This window comes from Terribacillus sp. 7520-G, assembly GCF_002271665.1.
GTDB lineage: Bacteria > Bacillota > Bacilli > Bacillales > Amphibacillaceae > Terribacillus.
In genome coordinates, this window is the sequence record NZ_NQFP01000024.1 from 55,973 (window position 1) to 74,605 (window position 18,633).

At 46.0% G+C, this 18,633-nt stretch carries 24 protein-coding genes and 1 riboswitch; of the genes, 18 read left to right on the plus strand and 6 right to left on the minus strand.

Features of this window, described 5'->3' with window-relative positions; translation table 11 throughout:
* The 6 genes from CHH53_RS09570 to CHH53_RS09595 form a co-directional block, all read right to left on the minus strand.
* Positions 1 to 867: a metal ABC transporter permease gene (locus CHH53_RS09570; RefSeq protein WP_095215897.1), complete on the minus strand. Its 867-nt coding sequence runs from the start codon at positions 865 to 867 to the stop codon at positions 1 to 3.
* A complete protein-coding gene (locus CHH53_RS09575; RefSeq protein ID WP_095215898.1) occupies positions 864 to 1,592 on the minus strand; it encodes a metal ABC transporter ATP-binding protein in 729 nt (242 codons plus the stop codon). Before CHH53_RS09575 ends, CHH53_RS09570 begins: the two co-directional genes overlap by 4 nt.
* A 218-nt stretch (positions 1,593 to 1,810) precedes the next feature.
* Positions 1,811 to 2,881: a YhgE/Pip domain-containing protein gene (locus CHH53_RS09580; protein WP_233135014.1), complete on the minus strand. Its 1,071-nt coding sequence runs from the start codon at positions 2,879 to 2,881 to the stop codon at positions 1,811 to 1,813.
* A gap of 53 nt (positions 2,882 to 2,934) precedes the next feature.
* Positions 2,935 to 3,357 (minus strand): MarR family winged helix-turn-helix transcriptional regulator, encoded by a 423-nt coding sequence (locus CHH53_RS09585; RefSeq protein ID WP_095215899.1) that lies wholly within the window; start codon positions 3,355 to 3,357, stop codon positions 2,935 to 2,937.
* 117 nt (positions 3,358 to 3,474) lie between these two features.
* On the minus strand, positions 3,475 to 3,798 hold the full coding sequence (locus CHH53_RS09590; RefSeq protein WP_095215900.1) for a spore coat protein: 324 nt from the start codon (positions 3,796 to 3,798) through the stop codon (positions 3,475 to 3,477).
* A 16-nt stretch (positions 3,799 to 3,814) separates the two neighbouring features.
* Complete coding sequence (locus CHH53_RS09595; RefSeq protein WP_095215901.1) at positions 3,815 to 4,054, minus strand: hypothetical protein; 240 nt, start codon at positions 4,052 to 4,054, stop codon at positions 3,815 to 3,817.
* Positions 4,055 to 4,162: 108 nt separating this feature from the next.
* On the opposite strand from CHH53_RS09595, the gene CHH53_RS09600 reads away from it, so the two are divergent.
* The 18 genes from CHH53_RS09600 to CHH53_RS09685 all read left to right on the plus strand — a co-directional run bounded on the left by CHH53_RS09600 (position 4,163) and on the right by CHH53_RS09685 (position 18,626).
* A complete protein-coding gene (locus CHH53_RS09600; RefSeq protein WP_095215902.1) occupies positions 4,163 to 4,522 on the plus strand; it encodes an arsenate reductase family protein in 360 nt (119 codons plus the stop codon).
* An 83-nt stretch (positions 4,523 to 4,605) separates the two neighbouring features.
* Complete coding sequence (gcvH, locus tag CHH53_RS09605) at positions 4,606 to 4,995, plus strand: glycine cleavage system protein GcvH (protein WP_095215903.1); 390 nt, start codon at positions 4,606 to 4,608, stop codon at positions 4,993 to 4,995.
* Between the two features lie 132 nt (positions 4,996 to 5,127).
* On the plus strand, positions 5,128 to 5,478 hold the full coding sequence (locus tag CHH53_RS09610; RefSeq protein WP_095215904.1) for a ribonuclease M5: 351 nt from the start codon (positions 5,128 to 5,130) through the stop codon (positions 5,476 to 5,478).
* A gap of 27 nt (positions 5,479 to 5,505) precedes the next feature.
* Positions 5,506 to 5,796: a thioredoxin family protein gene (locus CHH53_RS09615; RefSeq protein WP_304442497.1), complete on the plus strand. Its 291-nt coding sequence runs from the start codon at positions 5,506 to 5,508 to the stop codon at positions 5,794 to 5,796.
* A gap of 83 nt (positions 5,797 to 5,879) precedes the next feature.
* Entirely contained in the window at positions 5,880 to 6,209 is a 330-nt protein-coding gene (locus tag CHH53_RS09620; protein WP_095215906.1) for a hypothetical protein, read from the plus strand.
* Between the two features lie 59 nt (positions 6,210 to 6,268).
* Positions 6,269 to 6,370: riboswitch (SAM riboswitch) on the plus strand.
* A gap of 103 nt (positions 6,371 to 6,473) precedes the next feature.
* Positions 6,474 to 7,496, plus strand: a complete 1,023-nt coding sequence (locus CHH53_RS09625; protein WP_095215907.1) for a methionine ABC transporter ATP-binding protein — start codon at positions 6,474 to 6,476, stop codon at positions 7,494 to 7,496.
* Positions 7,489 to 8,157 carry a methionine ABC transporter permease gene (locus CHH53_RS09630; RefSeq protein WP_198946042.1) on the plus strand — a complete coding sequence of 223 codons (669 nt, stop codon included), beginning with the start codon at positions 7,489 to 7,491 and terminating at the stop codon, positions 8,155 to 8,157. The genes CHH53_RS09625 and CHH53_RS09630 overlap by 8 nt, the downstream gene beginning before the upstream one ends.
* Before the next feature lie 15 nt (positions 8,158 to 8,172).
* Complete coding sequence (locus CHH53_RS09635) at positions 8,173 to 8,997, plus strand: MetQ/NlpA family ABC transporter substrate-binding protein (protein ID WP_198946043.1); 825 nt, start codon at positions 8,173 to 8,175, stop codon at positions 8,995 to 8,997.
* 230 nt (positions 8,998 to 9,227) lie between these two features.
* A complete protein-coding gene (sufC, locus tag CHH53_RS09640) occupies positions 9,228 to 10,007 on the plus strand; it encodes a Fe-S cluster assembly ATPase SufC (protein WP_095215908.1) in 780 nt (259 codons plus the stop codon).
* 17 nt (positions 10,008 to 10,024) lie between these two features.
* The gene (gene sufD / locus CHH53_RS09645) at positions 10,025 to 11,329 is read left to right on the plus strand and encodes a Fe-S cluster assembly protein SufD (RefSeq protein WP_095215909.1); all 1,305 of its coding nucleotides are present in this window, start codon (positions 10,025 to 10,027) and stop codon (positions 11,327 to 11,329) included.
* The gene (locus CHH53_RS09650) at positions 11,329 to 12,555 is read left to right on the plus strand and encodes a cysteine desulfurase (RefSeq protein WP_095215910.1); all 1,227 of its coding nucleotides are present in this window, start codon (positions 11,329 to 11,331) and stop codon (positions 12,553 to 12,555) included. The genes sufD and CHH53_RS09650 overlap by 1 nt, the downstream gene beginning before the upstream one ends.
* Positions 12,545 to 12,979: a Fe-S cluster assembly sulfur transfer protein SufU gene (gene sufU, locus CHH53_RS09655; RefSeq protein ID WP_095215911.1), complete on the plus strand. Its 435-nt coding sequence runs from the start codon at positions 12,545 to 12,547 to the stop codon at positions 12,977 to 12,979. The genes CHH53_RS09650 and sufU overlap by 11 nt, the downstream gene beginning before the upstream one ends.
* 54 nt (positions 12,980 to 13,033) lie before the next feature.
* The gene (sufB, locus tag CHH53_RS09660) at positions 13,034 to 14,431 is read left to right on the plus strand and encodes a Fe-S cluster assembly protein SufB (RefSeq protein ID WP_095215912.1); all 1,398 of its coding nucleotides are present in this window, start codon (positions 13,034 to 13,036) and stop codon (positions 14,429 to 14,431) included.
* A gap of 243 nt (positions 14,432 to 14,674) precedes the next feature.
* The gene (locus CHH53_RS09665) at positions 14,675 to 15,154 is read left to right on the plus strand and encodes a DUF2975 domain-containing protein (protein WP_095215913.1); all 480 of its coding nucleotides are present in this window, start codon (positions 14,675 to 14,677) and stop codon (positions 15,152 to 15,154) included.
* 10 nt (positions 15,155 to 15,164) lie between these two features.
* A complete protein-coding gene (locus CHH53_RS09670; protein ID WP_095215914.1) occupies positions 15,165 to 15,377 on the plus strand; it encodes a helix-turn-helix domain-containing protein in 213 nt (70 codons plus the stop codon).
* A gap of 132 nt (positions 15,378 to 15,509) precedes the next feature.
* Positions 15,510 to 16,286: a DUF817 domain-containing protein gene (locus CHH53_RS09675; protein ID WP_095215991.1), complete on the plus strand. Its 777-nt coding sequence runs from the start codon at positions 15,510 to 15,512 to the stop codon at positions 16,284 to 16,286.
* Between the two features lie 449 nt (positions 16,287 to 16,735).
* Entirely contained in the window at positions 16,736 to 17,773 is a 1,038-nt protein-coding gene (locus CHH53_RS09680; protein ID WP_095215915.1) for a zinc-dependent dehydrogenase, read from the plus strand.
* A gap of 28 nt (positions 17,774 to 17,801) precedes the next feature.
* Positions 17,802 to 18,626 carry a class I fructose-bisphosphate aldolase gene (locus CHH53_RS09685; RefSeq protein WP_095215916.1) on the plus strand — a complete coding sequence of 275 codons (825 nt, stop codon included), beginning with the start codon at positions 17,802 to 17,804 and terminating at the stop codon, positions 18,624 to 18,626.
* The last annotated feature ends 7 nt before the right edge of the window (positions 18,627 to 18,633 follow it).

Consider the following 18,633-nt stretch of genomic DNA (forward strand, 5'->3'; position numbering starts at 1 on the left):
TTAGGAAACCCCTTTCTCGAATGCAGTTTTTCGTTTGTTCGCAAGCAGCAGCTTTTGAACGATGAAACTCAACAGAAGGATAAGGATCGATACGACAACGATGGTACCTCCGGGCGGTATCTCGAAGTAATAGCCGGAGAACAATCCTACAATGACAGATGTCTCACCGAAGAGGATTGCAAGTATCATTGCCTGTTTGAATCCTTTGGCCAGACGGATGGCTGCTGCGACAGGAATGGTCATCAAGGCGCTTACGAGCAGCACGCCGACGATGCGGATGCTCGCTGCGATGACAAGGGCAGTCAGCAGCATGAAAATGAAGTGGATCACTTTTGCATGCAAGCCGCTGACACGTGCATGCTCTTCATCAAAGGAGAGCACGAGCAGCTGTTTGTAAAGGACGCCGATCACCAGCAAAACAATGATGGAAATGATGATGATGACTTGCAGATCGTCACTGCTGACAGCTGATACAGAGCCGAATAAATAAGAAAACAAATCGGTCGTGAAGCCATTTGCCAGTGAAATGAAGATGACGCTCAATCCGACTCCGCCGGAAAGGATGATCGGGATGGCGATTTCCTGAAAATTACGGAACATACTGCGAAGCTTCTCGATCAACAAAGAAGCGACGACGGAAAATCCAAGACCTGCATAAAATGGTGATATCACAGGTGTTGCCAGCTTTTTTTCCATTAAGAGGCCGAAAGCAATCCCGGCCAGTGTCACATGGGATAAGGCGTCCGCAATCAAGGATAACCTGCGGACGACGATGAAGCAGCCCAATAATGGGGCTATCAAGCCGATCAGCAGACCAGTATATAGTGTATTGCGTAAAAATTCGAATTGAAGGAAATCAGCAATCATGCATGGATACCTCGCAATACATGTAAGTCGGTTTCAGGCAAGCTGAATTGCTCGGGACTGCCTTCGTATCGGACTTGCTGATCCAAATAAACCAGTTTGGATGCGTAACGTGCAATTCCCTCCAAATCATGGGTGATCATCACAAGTGTCAGTCCGTTTTCATTATTCAACCGCTGCAGCAATTCATAAAAGCCTTTTACATTGGCATGATCGATCCCGACTGTGGGTTCATCTAGGATGATCAATTCCGGCTGGCTTACGAGTGCCCTGGCGATGAACACACGCTGCTGCTGACCGCCGGATAGGCTGCTGATATTTTCATGCAGATAATCGCTCATATCCACCTGGGCCACTGCCTGTTTCACTGCAGCTCGGTGCTTAGCCGAAAATCTGCGGAAATAACCGATCTTCGGGGTGAGTCCCATTGCGACCACCTCAAAGACAGTAGCTGGGAAACCTTTATTGAAGGCATTTGCTTTTTGCGATACAAAGCTTACTTTATTCCAGTCCTTGAAAGAGGGGACAGGCTGTCCGAAGAGCTGGATGGAGCCCTTATTTGGCTGAAGCAGTCCGAGTGCAAGCTTGATCAGCGTTGTTTTGCCTCCGCCGTTCGGACCGATCAAACCAAGGAAGTCCCCCCTTTCGACTTGTAAGGATACCTCGCGCAAAGCGGCTTTTTGTTCATAGGAAAAATTAATCTTGTCTATTTGAAGGATAGATGTCATATTCTATCACCTTTCTATTCACGTACTCTTTCACAAGGAATTATTCTATCGTAATCATTTCGATTTGTAAATCATAATCGTTTCGATTTATTGATGAATTTCTCTTTCATGCCACATGGAGCGATTTTTTTCTTGTCTGATAGATGCATTGGAGTGGTGATGAAAGAAAATGTCCTAACAGATAAAAAACCTCCGCACGAATTAGCGGAGGTTTTCGTTCATACTGCTGAAGCTGGCTCGTCTTTTTTGACGAATTGAACTGGCTGCTGTTTCTTCAGTGCCAATGCAAGGCATGAAAGCAGGAAGGTGATGATCAATATCAATCCAAGATGAAGGATTGTCGAAGGTACACTTTGGCCTGCGTAGATGAGCTGACTGAAGCCCTGTACGCCATTGGAAGCTGGCAGTGCTGCTCCTATCGCACGGAACACAGGAGACAATAGATCTGTCGGGATGATATTCCCTGCTGCCATCAGCTGGAACGGAATCATCGCAACATTGAACAGGGCGCCGGCATTGCCGAAAATAGCGAAGCTCATTTGGGTGAAGCTGATGCAGGCAAACACGACAAGCAGCTCGTAGCCCCATAGCTGCATATAAGAAGCGGCGGTATCATTTGCAAAGTAGTGAATCGTAACGATGATTGTCGTAACGACAAGACCGACGATCAGTAAAAGAAGCTGTTTGTTCCAAAAGACTTGCCATTTACCGAACTTGCGGTTCACGATTTGCGTGACGATGTTCATTTGGATATTCATTGTCATGAAAGCAATGAATACAATGAAGCCGAGAATCATCGGAACCATGGAAGTGGCAAAGTTACCGATCGGATTTTCTTTGATGATTTCTGCTTGTACATTGGATCCTGCGATGGAAGCCGTCATTTGTCTGGCTGCATTTTCGGCTATCGACAGCGCGACTTGGGAATTGGAACTATTCATGTAAAACTGTAAGGATGTATCACCCTGCTTGGCCAAGCTTTCCGTGAACGCCTCTGGAATGACAATCAGCATCGCAATATCATTTTGATCAAGCTGTTCTTGCGCATCGTCATAGGAAGCAAGCTCTGCATCGAATGGCAGGCTGTCGATCATTCGATCGGCCAATGCATCGGCCTGGGTGCCGTCCTCATTGACTATGGCAGCTTGCAGGCGATCCAGATGGTTGGTTGCATCATGATAGCCTGTCAGCCAAATGATGGAAAAGAGTAATGGGACAATGATGGCAAAAGCGATGCCGACTTTCGTATTCGGGATCTTGAACATTTCCCGTAAAGGTTGTAAACGCAAATTAAAAACTCCAATCTATACTAGTTGCATGTGCATGTATTTAGTTAAAAAAATCACTGCAAATTCTGATGCAGTCTGTGAATCAGAGTATGCAGCAATTCAATTTCACTTTGTTGGAAACCATTGTATGCATGTTTTTCGACTTCTTCTATCCTTGGTTTGATAAGCTGGACCAGCTCCCGGCCTTCACCCGTGATCTGCAAGCGGATCGCCCTGCGATCATGCGGATCATGACCTCGTATCACCAGGTTCTTCTTGGCGAGCTTATCAATGATCTTCGTCACCGTCGTCTGTTCTCTCTCTGTCAGTTCGGCAAGCTCTTTTTGTGTGATATCATCCTGCTTGTCCAATTCCGCTATCAGGGAGAATTGCTCGGGTGTCAGTTCGAACTGCTGGAGCATGCGGGAGGTCTCCCGTTTCAAGGATAGGTAAGTCCTGGATAAAATCAATCCCAACTCGTCCTGTGTCCTGCTCATGATTTGCTCCCTTCAAATAGTTGCACATGCAAGTATATTACAGGATGGAACTCCGTCCGTCAATAATTTTTTAGGTTCAATGAAAGAGGACAACCAGCAGCTGATTGTCCATCTGTCTCATGTATAAGGAAGTTCCTGGCGTGTCTTGCTGAATTGCTGATAGGCTTGATCCACCTTTTGCTGCGCGGCTTGTTCCAGGCTGTACCAGCCGTGCTGGAACATCAAGTTATACAGATTGCGCTGGGCATCCTGTGTTTCCTTGAAAATGCGAGCCGCTGTTTCATAAAGCGATTGATTGCTCATTTCATTAAGTGCAGTACTATACGAAGCTGTCATATACTTTTCGGTTGCAAGCAAATCAGTCACATGATCCCGGTCATTCATATCCTGCGTCGTCGGTACAGTCGTTTGCGGATTCTGTATCTTCTGGTTCTCTGGCATGGTGCTCCCTCCTTCCTTAATTGAGCGGTTTCGTCTTCAAATGCTCCAGTAGCATGTCATAATGGCGCTGGTGCATCTGGCCGACAGTATGCAAGGCTTCCTGGGCATCTGTAAGCTGTACTTCCCTGGCAGCATGCTGTGCTTTCTTGGCGGCATTCAGATTCCAATTGAGCATATCGGCCAAGTACAGCAAGTCCTTTTCGGAAATCATCTCCGGCGGCTGCAGCATGACATCGTGTGTATTTCCTGCTGGCATGGGATCCCTCCTTTTTCCTTTCTATCGTGCCCGGGATCCATTCGTTTATTCTGTGCAAATGTTGCATAGGACTATGCTAAAATAACAGTATGAAAGGAAGGGGATTACATGTTCCGATTTTATTGGTACCCGAATTGCAGCACATGCAAAAACGCAAAAAAATGGCTGGATGCGAATGGGATATCGCATGAAGCAATACATATCGTCGAGACTCCGCCAAGTCCTGAAGTGCTGCAGGAAGCAGCGGACAAAAGCGGCCTGCCGCTTACCAAACTGTTCAATACGAGCGGGAAAGTCTATCGCGAGGGCGGCTATAAGGAGAAAATCAAAGGTGCCGATGACGCCCAGCTCAAGGCATGGCTGTCTGAAAACGGTATGCTGATCAAGCGTCCGCTTTTGATAGGGGAGGATGCGGCTGCTGTCGGTTTCAAGCCGGAAATGTACGAGAGTGTGACTGCCGCGAATTAAGCTGAATCGGTGGTAATTTTATCTATTACCTCTTATAGTAAATATGTTAGCTATTCTTGTAGAAAATAGGTGGAGGAATAAAAATGAGCAACTTACCGAAAGATCTACGTTACACGGAAGAACATGAATGGATCAAAAAAGAAGAAAGCAATCAGTACCGGATCGGCATAACCGACTTCGCCCAGGATGAACTCGGGGATATCGTATTCGTGGAACTGCCATCCGTTGGTGATGAATTGAAAGCGGACGAGCCATTCGGCAGCGTCGAATCTGTCAAGACAGTATCCGAGCTGTATGCTCCGATCAGCGGTAAAGTCGTGGCTGTGAACGAAGACTTGGACGACAGCCCCGAATTTGTAAATGAATCCCCATACGAGAAGGCATGGATGATCGTGGTGGAAGCAGACGATGAAGCAGCTTATGAAAGCCTGCTTTCGGTAGAGGATTACGAAGGAAGAATCAAAGAGGATTAATTTTTGCTGCCCTTGTTGGCAAGGGCAGCGGTTTCTTTTCATATACTATGGCAAGCGTCATTGCTAAGCTGCCTTTATTCGGAGCACGGGCAAGGAAGCAATCAAATATCGATCAGAATAGGTGATGCCAGTATGGGTGATGAAGAAAAGGTCATTATTGTGGAAGGACGCTCGGATAAAGAGCAGATAAAGAAGATCATCGATGAGGAAGTGACGATCATCTGCACCAATGGAACATTGGGCATCGAGCGGCTGGAACAGCTTTTGTATGACTATGACTTGGATCACAAGCAAGTATATATCATGGTGGATGAGGACAGCGCCGGACATAAGCTGAGGAAACAGCTTGCCAGAGAGCTTCCGCATGCCCAGCATATTTACGTAGACAGAACCTATCGAGAGGTAGCGGCGACCCCGGCACCTGAATTGGCCACGGCCCTGCTTAGCCGAAGTATCATGGTGCATCCATTCTTCCTCGCCTGATGAAAGAAGGGATGAATTATCAACGTCATCGAAAAAGAGGTCCGGGAAGTCATTCGGCAGGAACAGGCAAGGATATTTGTGCATACACCGTTCTGCGGCACATGCCAGCTTGCCGAGAAAATGCTCCTGACAGTGGAGACTTTGACGGGCCAGGAATATTATCATAAACTGAACGCCTCCCTATTTCCGGTTTTCATGCAGGAATATCGGATTGAGAGCGTACCTTGTCTGATTGTCTTTGAACAAGGGGAAGTTCAGGAGAAAATATATGCGTTTCATTCTGTCCAGCATATGCTGGCAAAAACGCTGGGTGAATAAAACAGCTTTCCAATTGGAAAGCTGTTTTTTCTTGCAGGAATTCGGAGGGCACGGAGCCAAATACAAAGCAGGGGGGATGAAGGATGATCATGGAAGAACTGGAAAAGCTCAAACGGCAAATCGAGGCAAGGGAGGATCTGCTGCCTTTATGCAATGACAAACGGCTGAAGGTCTTTATAGAATGGGAAGATGATCATTTCGATTTGCATATTGATAGGAGCAGTCTGACGACGCCGGCCACGAAGCCTTATGGATTTCTGTATATCCGTACGGATGAGCGCACACTTCATCAGCTTCTTGCGGGCCAAGTGCAGCTTCGCAGTTTATGCGACAGGCAGGTAGTGGAAGGGGATTATCAGCATATCCTTCTTATGGAAGCGCTTTTGTTCCTTGGAGCCCGTGGCAGTTTGTAATATATGTTGACAGAACTTTGTACTAGTGCTAAACTCCTTTTTAGCAATCATATATAAAACTCTTATCAAGAGTGGCGGAGGGACTGGCCCGATGAAGCCCGGCAACCACAGGTTTTCCTGTATGGTGCCAATTCCTGCAGGGAAACCTGTACAGATGAGAGAACAATTTTCGCAACCAAAAGCGTCTTTTTGTTCTCATGACAAAAAGACGCTTTTTTATGTTTTTTATGTTTGCAGAGCAACATGGGGAAGGAGGAGCGGATATTGATTACCATCAAGAACCTCTCCAAAATATATCGTACGAAAAAACAGAATATTACAGCGGTTGATCAGCTTGACTTGACGATCGAGTCGGGTGAAATCTTTGGTGTGATCGGGTACAGCGGTGCTGGTAAAAGTACCTTCGTGCGCTTGCTGAACCGTCTGGAAGAACCGACAGCCGGTGAAATAATCATCAATGGCAAGGATATTGTAAAACAGCGGAAAAACGAACTCCGGCTTGCCAGACAGGAAATCGGGATGATCTTCCAGCACTTCAATCTGCTATGGTCCCGTACGGTGCACCAAAACATCGCTTTTCCACTGGAAATAGCGGGCGTACCGAAAAAAGAAAGAAAAGCGAAGGTTGATCGATTGATTGAGCTTGTCGGTCTGAAAGGACGCGAAAATGCTTACCCATCCCAATTAAGCGGCGGTCAGAAGCAGCGTGTCGGCATTGCGAGAGCACTGGCGAACGATCCGAAAGTACTGCTGTGTGATGAAGCGACATCTGCATTGGATCCGGAAACGACAGACAGCATCCTCGATCTGCTGGTGGACATCAACAAACGTCTCGGTTTGACGATCGTCATGATCACGCATGAAATGAATGTCATCCGTAAAATCTGCCATCGTGTTGCCGTAATGGATACCGGCAGGATCGTGGAGAAGGGTGATGCAGCGGAAGTGTTCCAAAATCCGCAGCAAGCGATCACGAAGCGTTTCGTCCAGCAATTGGATGGAAGCGAGCAATATGAATCCTTATCGGCGGCTGCGATGAAAGAAGGTTCAGGCACGATCGTGAAGCTTTCCTTCTCAGGGGACAATGTCAATCAGACAGTTGTCAGCCAGACCGCGAAGCAATTTGATGTGGACATCAATATCCTGCAGGGGAATGTACTGCAGACACAAACCGGCGCAGTCGGCAGCCTGTTCCTGCAGCTTGTGGGCAGTGAAGCGGAAGTGGAGAAGGCACTTGACTTCATCCGCGGGGCGAATGTGAAAGTGGAGGTGCAGGAACTTGTTTGAGAAATGGTTTCCGAATGTAGATATAGCAGATTTGAATACCGCCATCTATGAGACATTCTATATGACGATTCTTTCCTTGATCGGTACTTTCATCATCGGAATCATCCTTGGTCTTTTGCTTTATCTGACCAGTAAGGGAAAACTGTGGGAGAATAAAGTCGTTTATTGGATTGTGGCAGCGGTCGTCAATATATTCCGTGCGATCCCGTTCATCATCCTAATCTTGCTGCTGTTCCCATTCACCGATTTCATCGTCGGTACGATCCGCGGTCCGGAGGCAGCATTGCCGGCGCTGATCATCGGATCTGCACCATTCTATGCAAGGTTAGTCGAGATCGCATTGAAAGAAGTGGACAATGGAGTAGTCGAGGCTGCCAAGGCAATGGGGGCAAAGAATAGTACGATCATGTTCAAAGTTCTGCTGAAAGAGTCCATGCCGGCACTTGTCTCGGGTATTACCGTAACGGCAATCGCCCTTATCGGATCCACAGCAGTGGCGGGCGTCATCGGTGCAGGCGGATTAGGCGACTTCGCTTACTTCTACGGCTTCCAGCGCCGCCAATTCGATGTCGTATTCATCTGTACGCTATTGATTGTCATCGTGGTTTTCGTCTTCCAATTCATTGGAGATTTGATATCAAATAAACTAGATAAACGATAAAGGAGAGGGATTCATTTGAAAAAGGCATTATTAGTCATTTTATCAGCTGTATTCATGGTGTTCCTGGCAGCTTGCGGATCTTCCGGCAGCGGTTCGGGCGATGAAGAAACGACAATAAAAGTGGGTGCTTCCAGCACACCGCACGCAGAAATTCTTGAAGAAGCAAAACCACTCTTGGAAAAAGAGGGAATCAATCTCGAGATTGAAGAGTATCAGGATTATGTCCTTCCGAACGATGATTTGGCAAGTGGCGACCTGGATGCCAACTACTTCCAGCACATCCCTTACTTGGAGACTTCCAATAAGGATACTGGATATGATTTGATCAGCCTTGGCGGCGTTCACTTGGAACCAATGGGTGTCTACTCCAAAAACATCAAGAATGTCGACGATATCAAAGATGGTACAGAAGTGCTCATGGGCCGTAACGTAGCAGAGCAGGGACGTGTCCTTTCCATCTTCCAGAAGGAAGGCCTCATCAAAATCAAAGATGGTGTCGATCCTGTCGATGCAACGTTTGATGATATCGCAGAAAACCCGAAAAACTTGAAGTTCAGCATGGAAGTAGATCCTGCATTCCTGCCGGATACGTATGAATCCGAAGAAGATGCATTGGTTGTCATCAATACAAACTACGCATTGCAGGCAGGACTGAAACCTTCCGAGGACGCCTTGATCCTGGAAGGAACGGATTCCCCGTATGCGAACATCATTGCCGCACGTGCGGAAGACAAAGACAATGAGGCTTTGCAAAAATTGATGGATGTACTTCACTCCGATGAAATCAAACAATTCATCGAAGAGAAATACGATGGCTCCATCCTCCCTGTAGATGAATAAGAAATAGCATTCTCATGCCTTTGCTGGTATTCTCAGCAAAGGCATTGTTTTTGGCTGGAAATCGAAGTGTGATACAATAGGGGAAGGCCATGTTAAAACTGTGTTTTTATCTAGTAAAAAAGTTGATAATGGTCGAATAATGCTTTAAGATTATAATGAGAATAAATTGATAATGTGTTTAAATAACGTTATCGAAATTTATAAAATAGCAGCTATCGGAGGGTTAATAAATGGCAGGTTCAGTTCTAGAGATCAAAGACCTACATGTTTCGATTGAAGATAAGGAAATTCTTAAAGGTGTGAACCTTACGATAAAGAGCGGGGAATTCCATGCGGTAATGGGACCTAACGGTACAGGTAAATCCACATTGGCATCCGCAATCATGGGACATCCGAAATACGAAGTGACTAGCGGAAGCATCACGTTGAACGGTGAAGATGTCCTGGAAATGGAAGTGGACGAGCGCGCCCGTGCCGGTCTATTCCTTGCTATGCAGTATCCTAGTGAAATCAGCGGTGTTACAAATGCCGACTTCCTTCGTTCTTCCATCAATGCCCGCCGCGAAGAAGGCGACGAGATCCCATTGATGAAATTCATCAAGGAAATGGATGAAGCGATGGAATTCCTTGAAATGGATAAGAACATGGCACAGCGTTACTTGAACGAAGGTTTCTCCGGCGGTGAGAAAAAGCGTAATGAAATCCTTCAGCTTCTTATGATGAAAGCTGAAATCGGTATCCTTGACGAGATCGATTCCGGTCTTGATATCGACGCACTGAAAGTGGTTGCAAAAGGTATCAACAGATTGCGTGACGAGAACTTCGGTTGCTTGATCATTACCCACTATCAGCGTTTGCTGAACTACATCGAGCCTGACTTCGTACACGTCATGATGCAAGGCCGCGTCGTGAAATCCGGCGGATCCGAGCTTTCCCAGCGCCTGGAAGCGGAAGGTTACGATTGGATCAAAAAAGAGCTGAACATCGAAGACGAAACTATTAACGCGTAAACTGGAGGAGGGATCTTATGACTGTTGAAACGAAGCAACCATATAATGATGAATATATCAGCCGTTTTTCCAGTTCCCGCAATGAGCCTGAATGGATGAAGGAACTTCGTCAGCAAGCTCTTTCCCAATCGGAATCTTTGGACATGCCAAAGCCCGATAAAACTGGGATCAAGAACTGGGATTTCGACACGTACGTGCATGAAGTGGAAGGGGAGAAAATCAGCTCATTGAGCAGCTTGCCTGCAAGCGTTGCGGCACTGATCGATGCAGACAATGCCCCGAATCTTTACATCCAGCGCAATAATAGTGCTGCATATCTTGCCCTTAACGAAAAATGGAGCGAGCAAGGAGTCATCTTCACGGATATCTTCACTGCCCTGCAGCAGCATCCTGACTTGGTGAAGCGTTATTACATGAAGGACGCTGTGAGCATCGATGAAAACCGTCTGACTGCTTTGCATGCAGCACTGATGAATGGCGGTGTGTTCATCTATGTTCCGAAGAATGTCACAGTGGATGAGCCGCTTCAGACAATCTTCTGGCAGGAAGATGATAAAGTGGCATCCTTCAATCACATCCTGATTGTTGCGGAAACCAACAGCTCCGTGACATACGTCGAAAACAGCATTTCCCATAATGCCGACCAGGCGACATTTGCGAATGTCGTTACGGAAGTCATTGCAGCAGACAATGCCGTTGTTTCCTATGGAGCGGTGGACAACTATGCAGCAGGTACGACTGTATATGCGAAACGCCGCGGTGTCGCTTACCGCGATGCCCGCATCGACTGGGCGATCGGCCAAATGAACGACGGTAATACAATCAGTGAACATATCACACACTTGATCGGTGATAACTCTGCATCTGATGCGAAGAGCGTAGTTGTCGGCCGCGGAAAACAAATCCAGAACTTCACGACAAACATCATCCACTTCGGCAAGAACTCCGTCGGTAACATCTTGTCCCATGGTGTCATGAAGGATCAGGCCAGCTCGGTATTCAACGGTATCGGAAAAATCGAACATGGTGCCAGCAAAGCAGACGCCAACCAAGAAACTCGCGTCTTGATGCTCAGCCAAGGTGCGCGCGGTGATGCAAACCCGATCCTTTTGATTGATGAAGATGATGTAATCGCCGGACACGCAGCTTCTGTGGGCCGTGTCGATCCGCTTCAGCTTTATTACTTGATGAGCCGCGGAATCACCAAGCATGAAGCAGAACGTTTGATCATCCATGGATTCCTTGCACCTGTAGTCAATCAGCTGCCTATCGAAACAGTCAAAAATCAGCTGACACAGGTAATCGAAGGGAAAGTAAACTAATGGATGCCCGCTCTATCCGTGAACAGTTCCCGATCCTGAATCAGGAAGTCAACGGACATCCGCTGGTCTACTTGGATTCCTCTGCAACTTCCCATAAACCGATAAAGGTATTGGAAGCTGTGGATGCCTATTACCGGAATGATAACAGCAATGTGCATCGCGGTGTGCACACGCTGGGAACCCGGGCTACGGATAAATATGAAGGTGCCAGGGAAAAGGTGCAGCAATTCATCCATGCCAGAAGCACCAAGGAAGTGATCTTCACGCGCGGTACGACGACGGCGATCAATACGGTTGCCCATAGTTATGCCCGTGCGAATCTGGAGCCTGGTGATGAAGTGATCATCACACCAATGGAACACCATAGTAATATCATCCCGTGGCAGCAGGCGGTCAAAGCGACCGGAGCAACATTGAAATATTTTGAACTGAACGAAGATGGTACCTTGAATATGGAAGATGTGAAAAAATCGATCGGCCCGCAGACGAAGATCGTTGCTTTGACACATGTCTCCAATGTACTGGGAACCATCAATCCGATAAAAGAAATCGTCGGACTTGCCCATCGGCAGAATGCTGTCGTCCTCGTGGACGGTGCCCAGGGTGCACCGCACTTGAAGGTGGATGTGCAGGACATCGATTGCGATTTCTATTGCTTCAGCGGCCATAAGATGTGCGGACCGACAGGGATCGGAGTCCTTTACGGCAAGCAGGAACTGCTGGACAATATGGAACCAGTTGAATTCGGCGGCGAAATGATCGACTTTGTCCACCTTTATGATTCAACGTGGAAGGAGCTCCCTTGGAAATTCGAGGGCGGTACCCCGATCATTGCCGGTGCAATCGGTCTTGGAGCGGCAATCGATTTTCTCGATGAAATAGGGATGGATCAGATTGTTGCCCATGATCGGAAGCTGACAGCATATGCGATGGAGCGCATGAGCGAAATCGAGGGACTGACCATCTATGGTCCATCCGCCGATAAACGCTCCGCGGTCGTCACATTCAATATCGATGGGGTCCACCCGCATGATACGGCGACTGCACTCGATACGGAAGGTATCGCTGTGCGTGCCGGGCATCATTGTGCCCAGCCGCTCATGCGCTGGCTGGATGTAACAGCCACTGCCCGGGCAAGCATGTATGTATACAATACCGAGGACGATATCGACAAACTTGTCAGCGGACTGACAAAAACGAAGGAGTTTTTCGGAAATGTCTTTTGATAACCTTGATACACTCTACCGGCAAGTGATCATGGATCACTATAAACATCCGCGGAATCGTGGTAAGCTGGAAGGGGACGCATTAGTGGTCGACATGAATAACCCGACTTGCGGAGACCGTATCCAGCTGCAGCTTCAGGTGGAGGATGGCAAGGTGAAGGATGCGAGATTCGAAGGGGAGGGCTGTTCCATCAGCATGTCCTCTGCTTCCATGATGACCCAGGCCATCAAAGGCAAGTCCATCGAAGAGGCGCTCCGTATGTCGCAGCTATTCTCCGATATGATGCTGGGGAAAGAAATCGACCCAGGTGATCTGGAGCTTGGCGATGTGGAAGCACTGCAGGGAGTCGCAAAGTTCCCGGCACGCATCAAATGTGCGACACTCGCTTGGAAGGCGATGGAGCAAGGCGTCGAAAAGAAATAATACTTGAACACTGTCACGTGTGAAATAGATGTAATTCCATAAGGAGGTTTTACCATGGCTAAAAAAGCGCCTGAAATTGGAGATTACCGGTATGGCTTCAGTGATCGTGATGTTTCCATTTTCCGTACGGAAAAAGGCCTTACACCTAGAATCGTTGAAGAAATCTCTAAGATGAAAGAAGAACCACAATGGATGCTTGACTTCCGTCTTAAATCCTTGGAGCAATTCTATAAGAAGCCGATGCCGCAGTGGGGCGGAGATCTTGCTGAGCTTGACTTCGATGAAATCACTTATTACGTGAAACCATCCGAGCGATCCGAGCGTTCATGGGATGAGGTACCGGAAGAAATCAAAAACACATTTGATAAACTCGGTATTCCGGAAGCCGAGCAGAAATACCTTGCCGGTGTTTCCGCACAATACGAATCAGAAGTTGTTTATCACAACCTCAAAGAGGAATTGGAAGAAATGGGTATCGTATTCAAGGATACGGATACTGCACTTAAAGAGAATGAGGATCTTTTCCGTGAGTATTTCGGTAAATTGATTCCGGCATCGGATAACAAATTCGCTGCATTGAACTCTGCGGTATGGTCCGGGGGCTCCTTCATCTATGTGCCGAAGGGCGTCAAGACAGATATTCCATTGCAAGCATATTTCCGGATCAACTCCGAGAATATGGGGCAGTTCGAGCGTACACTTATCATCGTTGATGAGGGCGCATCCATTCACTATGTCGAGGGATGTACAGCTCCGGTGTATACAACGAATTCCTTGCACAGTGCGGTTGTTGAGATCTTTGTTGCAAAAGATGCTTACTGCCGTTACACAACAATCCAGAACTGGGCTAACAACGTTTACAACCTGGTTACAAAACGTGCGACAGTCGATGCGAACGGTACGATGGAATGGGTCGATGGCAACATCGGTTCCAAGCTTACAATGAAATACCCTGCTGTGATCCTGAAAGGTGAAGGCGCCCGCGGTATGACATTGTCCATCGCCTTGGCTGGTAAAGGCCAGCATCAGGATGCCGGTGCAAAAATGCACCACTTGGCACCAAACACTTCTTCAACGATCGTTTCCAAATCCATCTCCAAACAAGGTGGTAAAGTAACGTATCGCGGAATCGTCCACTTCGGTAAGAAAGCGGACGGGGCACGCTCCAACATCGAGTGTGATACGCTGATCCTGGATAACAAATCCACTTCCGATACGATTCCTTACAACGAGATCTTCAACGAGAACATCTCCTTGGAACACGAAGCGAAAGTTTCCAAAGTATCCGAAGAGCAATTGTTCTACTTGATGAGCCGTGGTATCTCTGAAGAAGAAGCAACAGAAATGATCGTAATGGGCTTCATCGAGCCATTCACGAAAGAACTTCCAATGGAATATGCCGTTGAAATGAACCGCCTGATCAAGTTCGAAATGGAAGGTTCCATCGGTTAATGCAACGAACGGAGTCATGTCTGAAAAGACGGACTCCGTTTTTTTATACTACTAAAGTGGAAAACGTTTCGTTACCTAACCCAAATGATAATCAGAAAGTGATGAACAGTTCAAGCATTCCTGGTGGGATGCTTTTTTATTTGAGTGAATCAGTAAAAAAATATCCTTATTTAATAATTATTTATTGTAAAACGATAAATGATGTATTAAAATGATTTTTAGAAATGAAATGAGGTGCTTAATATGAAAAAAGAAACACTTTTTTTAAAGGCAGCTGTTTTTCTGATGGCATTGCCGGTGATTGCATTATGTATTTTTGTGATTCCGCCGATTGCTCTTGGTTCAGCCGATTATTATCCGGAAGTAGCATTTTTAAAATATTTTGCTTTGGTTGGATTGTATATAACGGCATTGGCATACTTTCTAGCCCTTTATCAGTCTTTCCGCCTGCTTGGTTATATCGATAAGAATGTAGCTTTCTCTGATTTGTCTGTGAAGGCATTAAAGAATATTAAGCTCTGCGCTGCAACCATAAGTATCGTTTACGTCATCCTTCTTCCGCTAATTTATATCGTGGCCGAGAGAGACGATGCCCCAGGTCTTATTTTGGTAGGAATGGCGCTTATCTTTGCACCGTTAGTAGTAGCGATTTTTGCTGCTGTCCTGCAAAAGCTTCTGAAAAATGCCATCGATATAAAATCTGAAAATGACTTGACGATCTGAGGTGAACAATATGGCTATTATAATCAATATCGATGTAATGCTGGCTAAAAGAAAAATGAGTGTAACAGAGCTTTCGGAAAAGGTCGGCATAACCATGGCGAATCTGTCCATATTGAAAAACGGAAAGGCAAAGGCAATTCGAGTATCAACGTTGGATGCCATTTGTAAGGCTCTGGATTGTCAGCCTGGGGATATCCTCGAATACCGAACTGATGAAGTGTAAGGTAATAGTGAAATAGAAGGAAGCAGAAGAAAATATCGGAGGGATAGGGCTATGGATAAAAAACGCAACCTGACTTACTATGCTGGACAGGGATTACCTGCATTCCAAAAGCGAAAGTTAGCTCCCAGAATGCTGGAAGCATTAACACAGCTCGTCCGTTTTGGCTGGGAGCAGGCATTATCCTGTTTGTTTCCGGTCGTGATTTTTGCTTCTTTGGCTCTGACTCAAGTTATTTCGCTGCCCTTTCTGCCGCGTTATGACTGGCTGCTTATCATCTGTCTTCTGATGCAAATGCTGATGTTACGTTCCGGTCTTGAAACAAGGGATGAACTAAAGGTAATTACGGTATTCCACCTAATCGGTCTTGCGCTTGAATTATTCAAGGTACATATGGGTTCCTGGTCTTATCCTGAAGAAGGCTATTCCAAATTCTTCGGCGTTCCATTGTATAGCGGATTCATGTACGCCAGTGTCGCGAGTTATCTTTGCCAGGCATGGAGAAGGCTTAGGGTTGATCTTGTTGATTGGCCGCCGTTTCTGGCCGTTGTACCGCTGGCATCTGCGATTTACTTGAATTTCTTCACCCATCATTATTGGATGGACATTCGCTGGATATTATCCGGATTGGTGCTCGTTGTTTTTTGGCAATCATGGGTAACCTATGAAATCGGAGGAACCCGTTATCGAATGCCACTCGCGCTTTCCTTTGTACTCATCGGTTTTTTCATCTGGATTGCCGAGAATATCGCCACCTTCTTTGGCGCTTGGGAATATCCGAACCAAGCTGATGCATGGAGTCTCGTCCATCTGGGGAAGGTGAGTTCATGGCTTTTATTAGTGATAGTGAGTTTTATGATTGTGGCAACGTTGAAGCTGGTCAAGGGGAAAAATGACTCGGTCAATGGTTAAGGAGTCCGATAGAACATTATCTTTCTGTCACGCTTACGTTGCATGCAAATCACTGATATGAAAGGACTATAAGAAAAAGCTGTTGATTCGGAATTAACAGCTTTTTTCTATATACGTGAAACAGATACTGTTATAGGATGAGCATTCATACCAGGGAATATAATATTCATGAAAAAATATTTTATTTTTTCAGAAAGTAACTTGAAGGAAATTACCACCCATGATATTATGAACTCAAGTCAGATTGATAAGACATTGAATAAATTACAGAAAAAAGAAAGCGTTATCAGAATAATAGGAAGGAGATGTATGATACGTAAAGCTTGAATATACTTGTTCAATGGGGAAAATAACGTCATCATGAATATTTTTTTCTTTATTTTATAATATTTTATGGAGAAAATAATCTTCATCGCTTAAAACTTTTCAAATTGAAGGAGACTGGCACAATGAAGGCTGCGATTTTTCATGGACCAGGAAGGTTGAAAGTGGAAGACGTCATCAAGCCAGACATAGAAGAGAATGAAGTTCTTCTTAGGGTCAATGCAAGCGCTGTATGTGGGACAGATGTCAGGATCTTCGAAGGGAAGAAAACGAAGGGTGTGAGAACCCCATCTGTAATTGGTCACGAACTCGTCGGTACGATTGAAGAGGTCGGGGCCTCTGTAGCCGGATTTTCCAAAGGCGATCGGGTTGGTGTTATGCCGGTAATTCCCTGCAGAAGATGTTACTATTGCTTGAATAAGCGGGAAAATGTTTGTGCGAATCGTACGGCTATCGGTTATGAGTATGATGGCGGTTTTGCAGAGTATGTAAAAATTCCAAACGCAGCTTTAAGTGCGGGCAATCTGGTAAAAATCCCTGATCATATAACATTTGAAGAAGCAGTTGTTACGGAGCCTCTTGCTTGTTGCATCAATGGCCAAAAAAAAGCGAAAGTGAAAATGGGGGATGTCGTGGTTGTCATGGGGGGCGGTCCCATCGGTCTGATGCATGTACAGCTGGCAAAATTATCAGGTGCCAAATCAGTGATACTGAGTGAACCTATTGAACATCGCAGGGAAAAAGGATTGGCTGCCGGGGCTAAATATGCAATAGATCCCAATCAGGAATCATTGAAAGATGTTGTATCAAGGGAGACAGATACTTTAGGTGCAGATGTGGTCATCATGGCTATAGGGGTACCTGCACTAGTGAACACGGGTATAGGTTTATTGAAAAAAGGCGGTACTTTAAACCTTTTTGCAGGATTTACAAAAGGTGTACTATCCGAAGTAGATCCGAATGTAATTCATTATAATGAAATTACAATTAACGGAACATCCGCTTTGACTAGAGCTGATTACCATGAGGCGCTATCCCTCATTTCATCTGGAAGCATTAACACAGCAGTGATAACAACAACCGGCTATAAATTGGAGAATATAGAACAGGCTATCTTGGATGTGCGGAATGGATCTGGCATGAAAACGGTTATTACCCAATAACAAATTATAAGAAAGAGGAGTGCTTATTATGACATTGTTAGGTAAGGAAATCCGGATGAACCGCCTTATTAACCGCGAGTCTGGGAAACTATTGGCTGTAGCTGTCGATCAGGCTTTGGCACGTGGAATATTCGAGGAGCTTATGCCAATCCAGCGAAAGATAGATGAAATTGTAGCAGGTGGACCGGATGCAATGACTATGCATAAAGGAATTGCGGATATGTGTTTCCGATCACATGCAGGAAAAACAGGTATGATCTTAAAATGCTCTACTTTTTCGCCATGGCAGCCGAACTATGATACATGGGTAACGGAAGTGGAAGAAGTGGTTCGTTTAGGAGCAGATGCTGTTTCTATGGGATGCATTGTTGGAGGCGGTGATCAGCCAGAACAGCTCCGTAATCTGGGTATTATCGCTGGGCAGGCAGCCAAGCATGGTCTTCCGATGATAGCGCATATCTATCCGAGAGGAAACCAAATTCCAGACAGCGAGAAGAATGATTGGAAACATGTTGCCTATGCAGTTCGTGCAGGCGCAGAGCTAGGTGTGGATATTGTAAAAACAAAGTATACTGGCAACCCGGAAACATTCCATAAGGTCGTTGCTTCCACTCCTGGGAAGGTTGTAGTGGCTGGCGGAGATAATGGCAGCAATATAGAGGATTATTTCCAGATGGTTTATGATGTAATGGATGCCGGCGGTACTGGTATAACATTTGGCAGGATAGTCTGGAATAACCCTAATCCCACGGCTGTAGTCCGGGCGTTCAAACATATCATCCATAATAAGGGTACAGTGAAAGAAACAGTGGAGCTTTATGAGGAATTAGTTAATTCACCATTAAATGTATAATGGACGG

Bases quoted from the DNA above. Each gene is read 5' to 3' on its own strand.
- CHH53_RS09570 (WP_095215897.1), bottom strand. From the start codon at position 867: ATGATTGCTGATTTCCTTCAATTCGAATTTTTACGCAATACACTATAT.
- CHH53_RS09575 (WP_095215898.1), bottom strand. From the start codon at position 1,592: ATGACATCTATCCTTCAAATAGACAAGATTAATTTTTCCTATGAACAA.
- CHH53_RS09585 (WP_095215899.1), bottom strand. From the start codon at position 3,357: ATGAGCAGGACACAGGACGAGTTGGGATTGATTTTATCCAGGACTTAC.
- CHH53_RS09590 (WP_095215900.1), bottom strand. From the start codon at position 3,798: ATGCCAGAGAACCAGAAGATACAGAATCCGCAAACGACTGTACCGACG.
- CHH53_RS09595 (WP_095215901.1), bottom strand. From the start codon at position 4,054: ATGCCAGCAGGAAATACACACGATGTCATGCTGCAGCCGCCGGAGATG.
- CHH53_RS09600 (WP_095215902.1), top strand. From the start codon at position 4,163: ATGTTCCGATTTTATTGGTACCCGAATTGCAGCACATGCAAAAACGCA.
- gcvH (WP_095215903.1), top strand. From the start codon at position 4,606: ATGAGCAACTTACCGAAAGATCTACGTTACACGGAAGAACATGAATGG.
- CHH53_RS09610 (WP_095215904.1), top strand. From the start codon at position 5,128: ATGGGTGATGAAGAAAAGGTCATTATTGTGGAAGGACGCTCGGATAAA.
- CHH53_RS09620 (WP_095215906.1), top strand. From the start codon at position 5,880: ATGATCATGGAAGAACTGGAAAAGCTCAAACGGCAAATCGAGGCAAGG.
- sufC (WP_095215908.1), top strand. From the start codon at position 9,228: ATGGCAGGTTCAGTTCTAGAGATCAAAGACCTACATGTTTCGATTGAA.
- sufD (WP_095215909.1), top strand. From the start codon at position 10,025: ATGACTGTTGAAACGAAGCAACCATATAATGATGAATATATCAGCCGT.
- CHH53_RS09650 (WP_095215910.1), top strand. From the start codon at position 11,329: ATGGATGCCCGCTCTATCCGTGAACAGTTCCCGATCCTGAATCAGGAA.
- sufU (WP_095215911.1), top strand. From the start codon at position 12,545: ATGTCTTTTGATAACCTTGATACACTCTACCGGCAAGTGATCATGGAT.
- sufB (WP_095215912.1), top strand. From the start codon at position 13,034: ATGGCTAAAAAAGCGCCTGAAATTGGAGATTACCGGTATGGCTTCAGT.
- CHH53_RS09665 (WP_095215913.1), top strand. From the start codon at position 14,675: ATGAAAAAAGAAACACTTTTTTTAAAGGCAGCTGTTTTTCTGATGGCA.
- CHH53_RS09670 (WP_095215914.1), top strand. From the start codon at position 15,165: ATGGCTATTATAATCAATATCGATGTAATGCTGGCTAAAAGAAAAATG.
- CHH53_RS09680 (WP_095215915.1), top strand. From the start codon at position 16,736: ATGAAGGCTGCGATTTTTCATGGACCAGGAAGGTTGAAAGTGGAAGAC.
- CHH53_RS09685 (WP_095215916.1), top strand. From the start codon at position 17,802: ATGACATTGTTAGGTAAGGAAATCCGGATGAACCGCCTTATTAACCGC.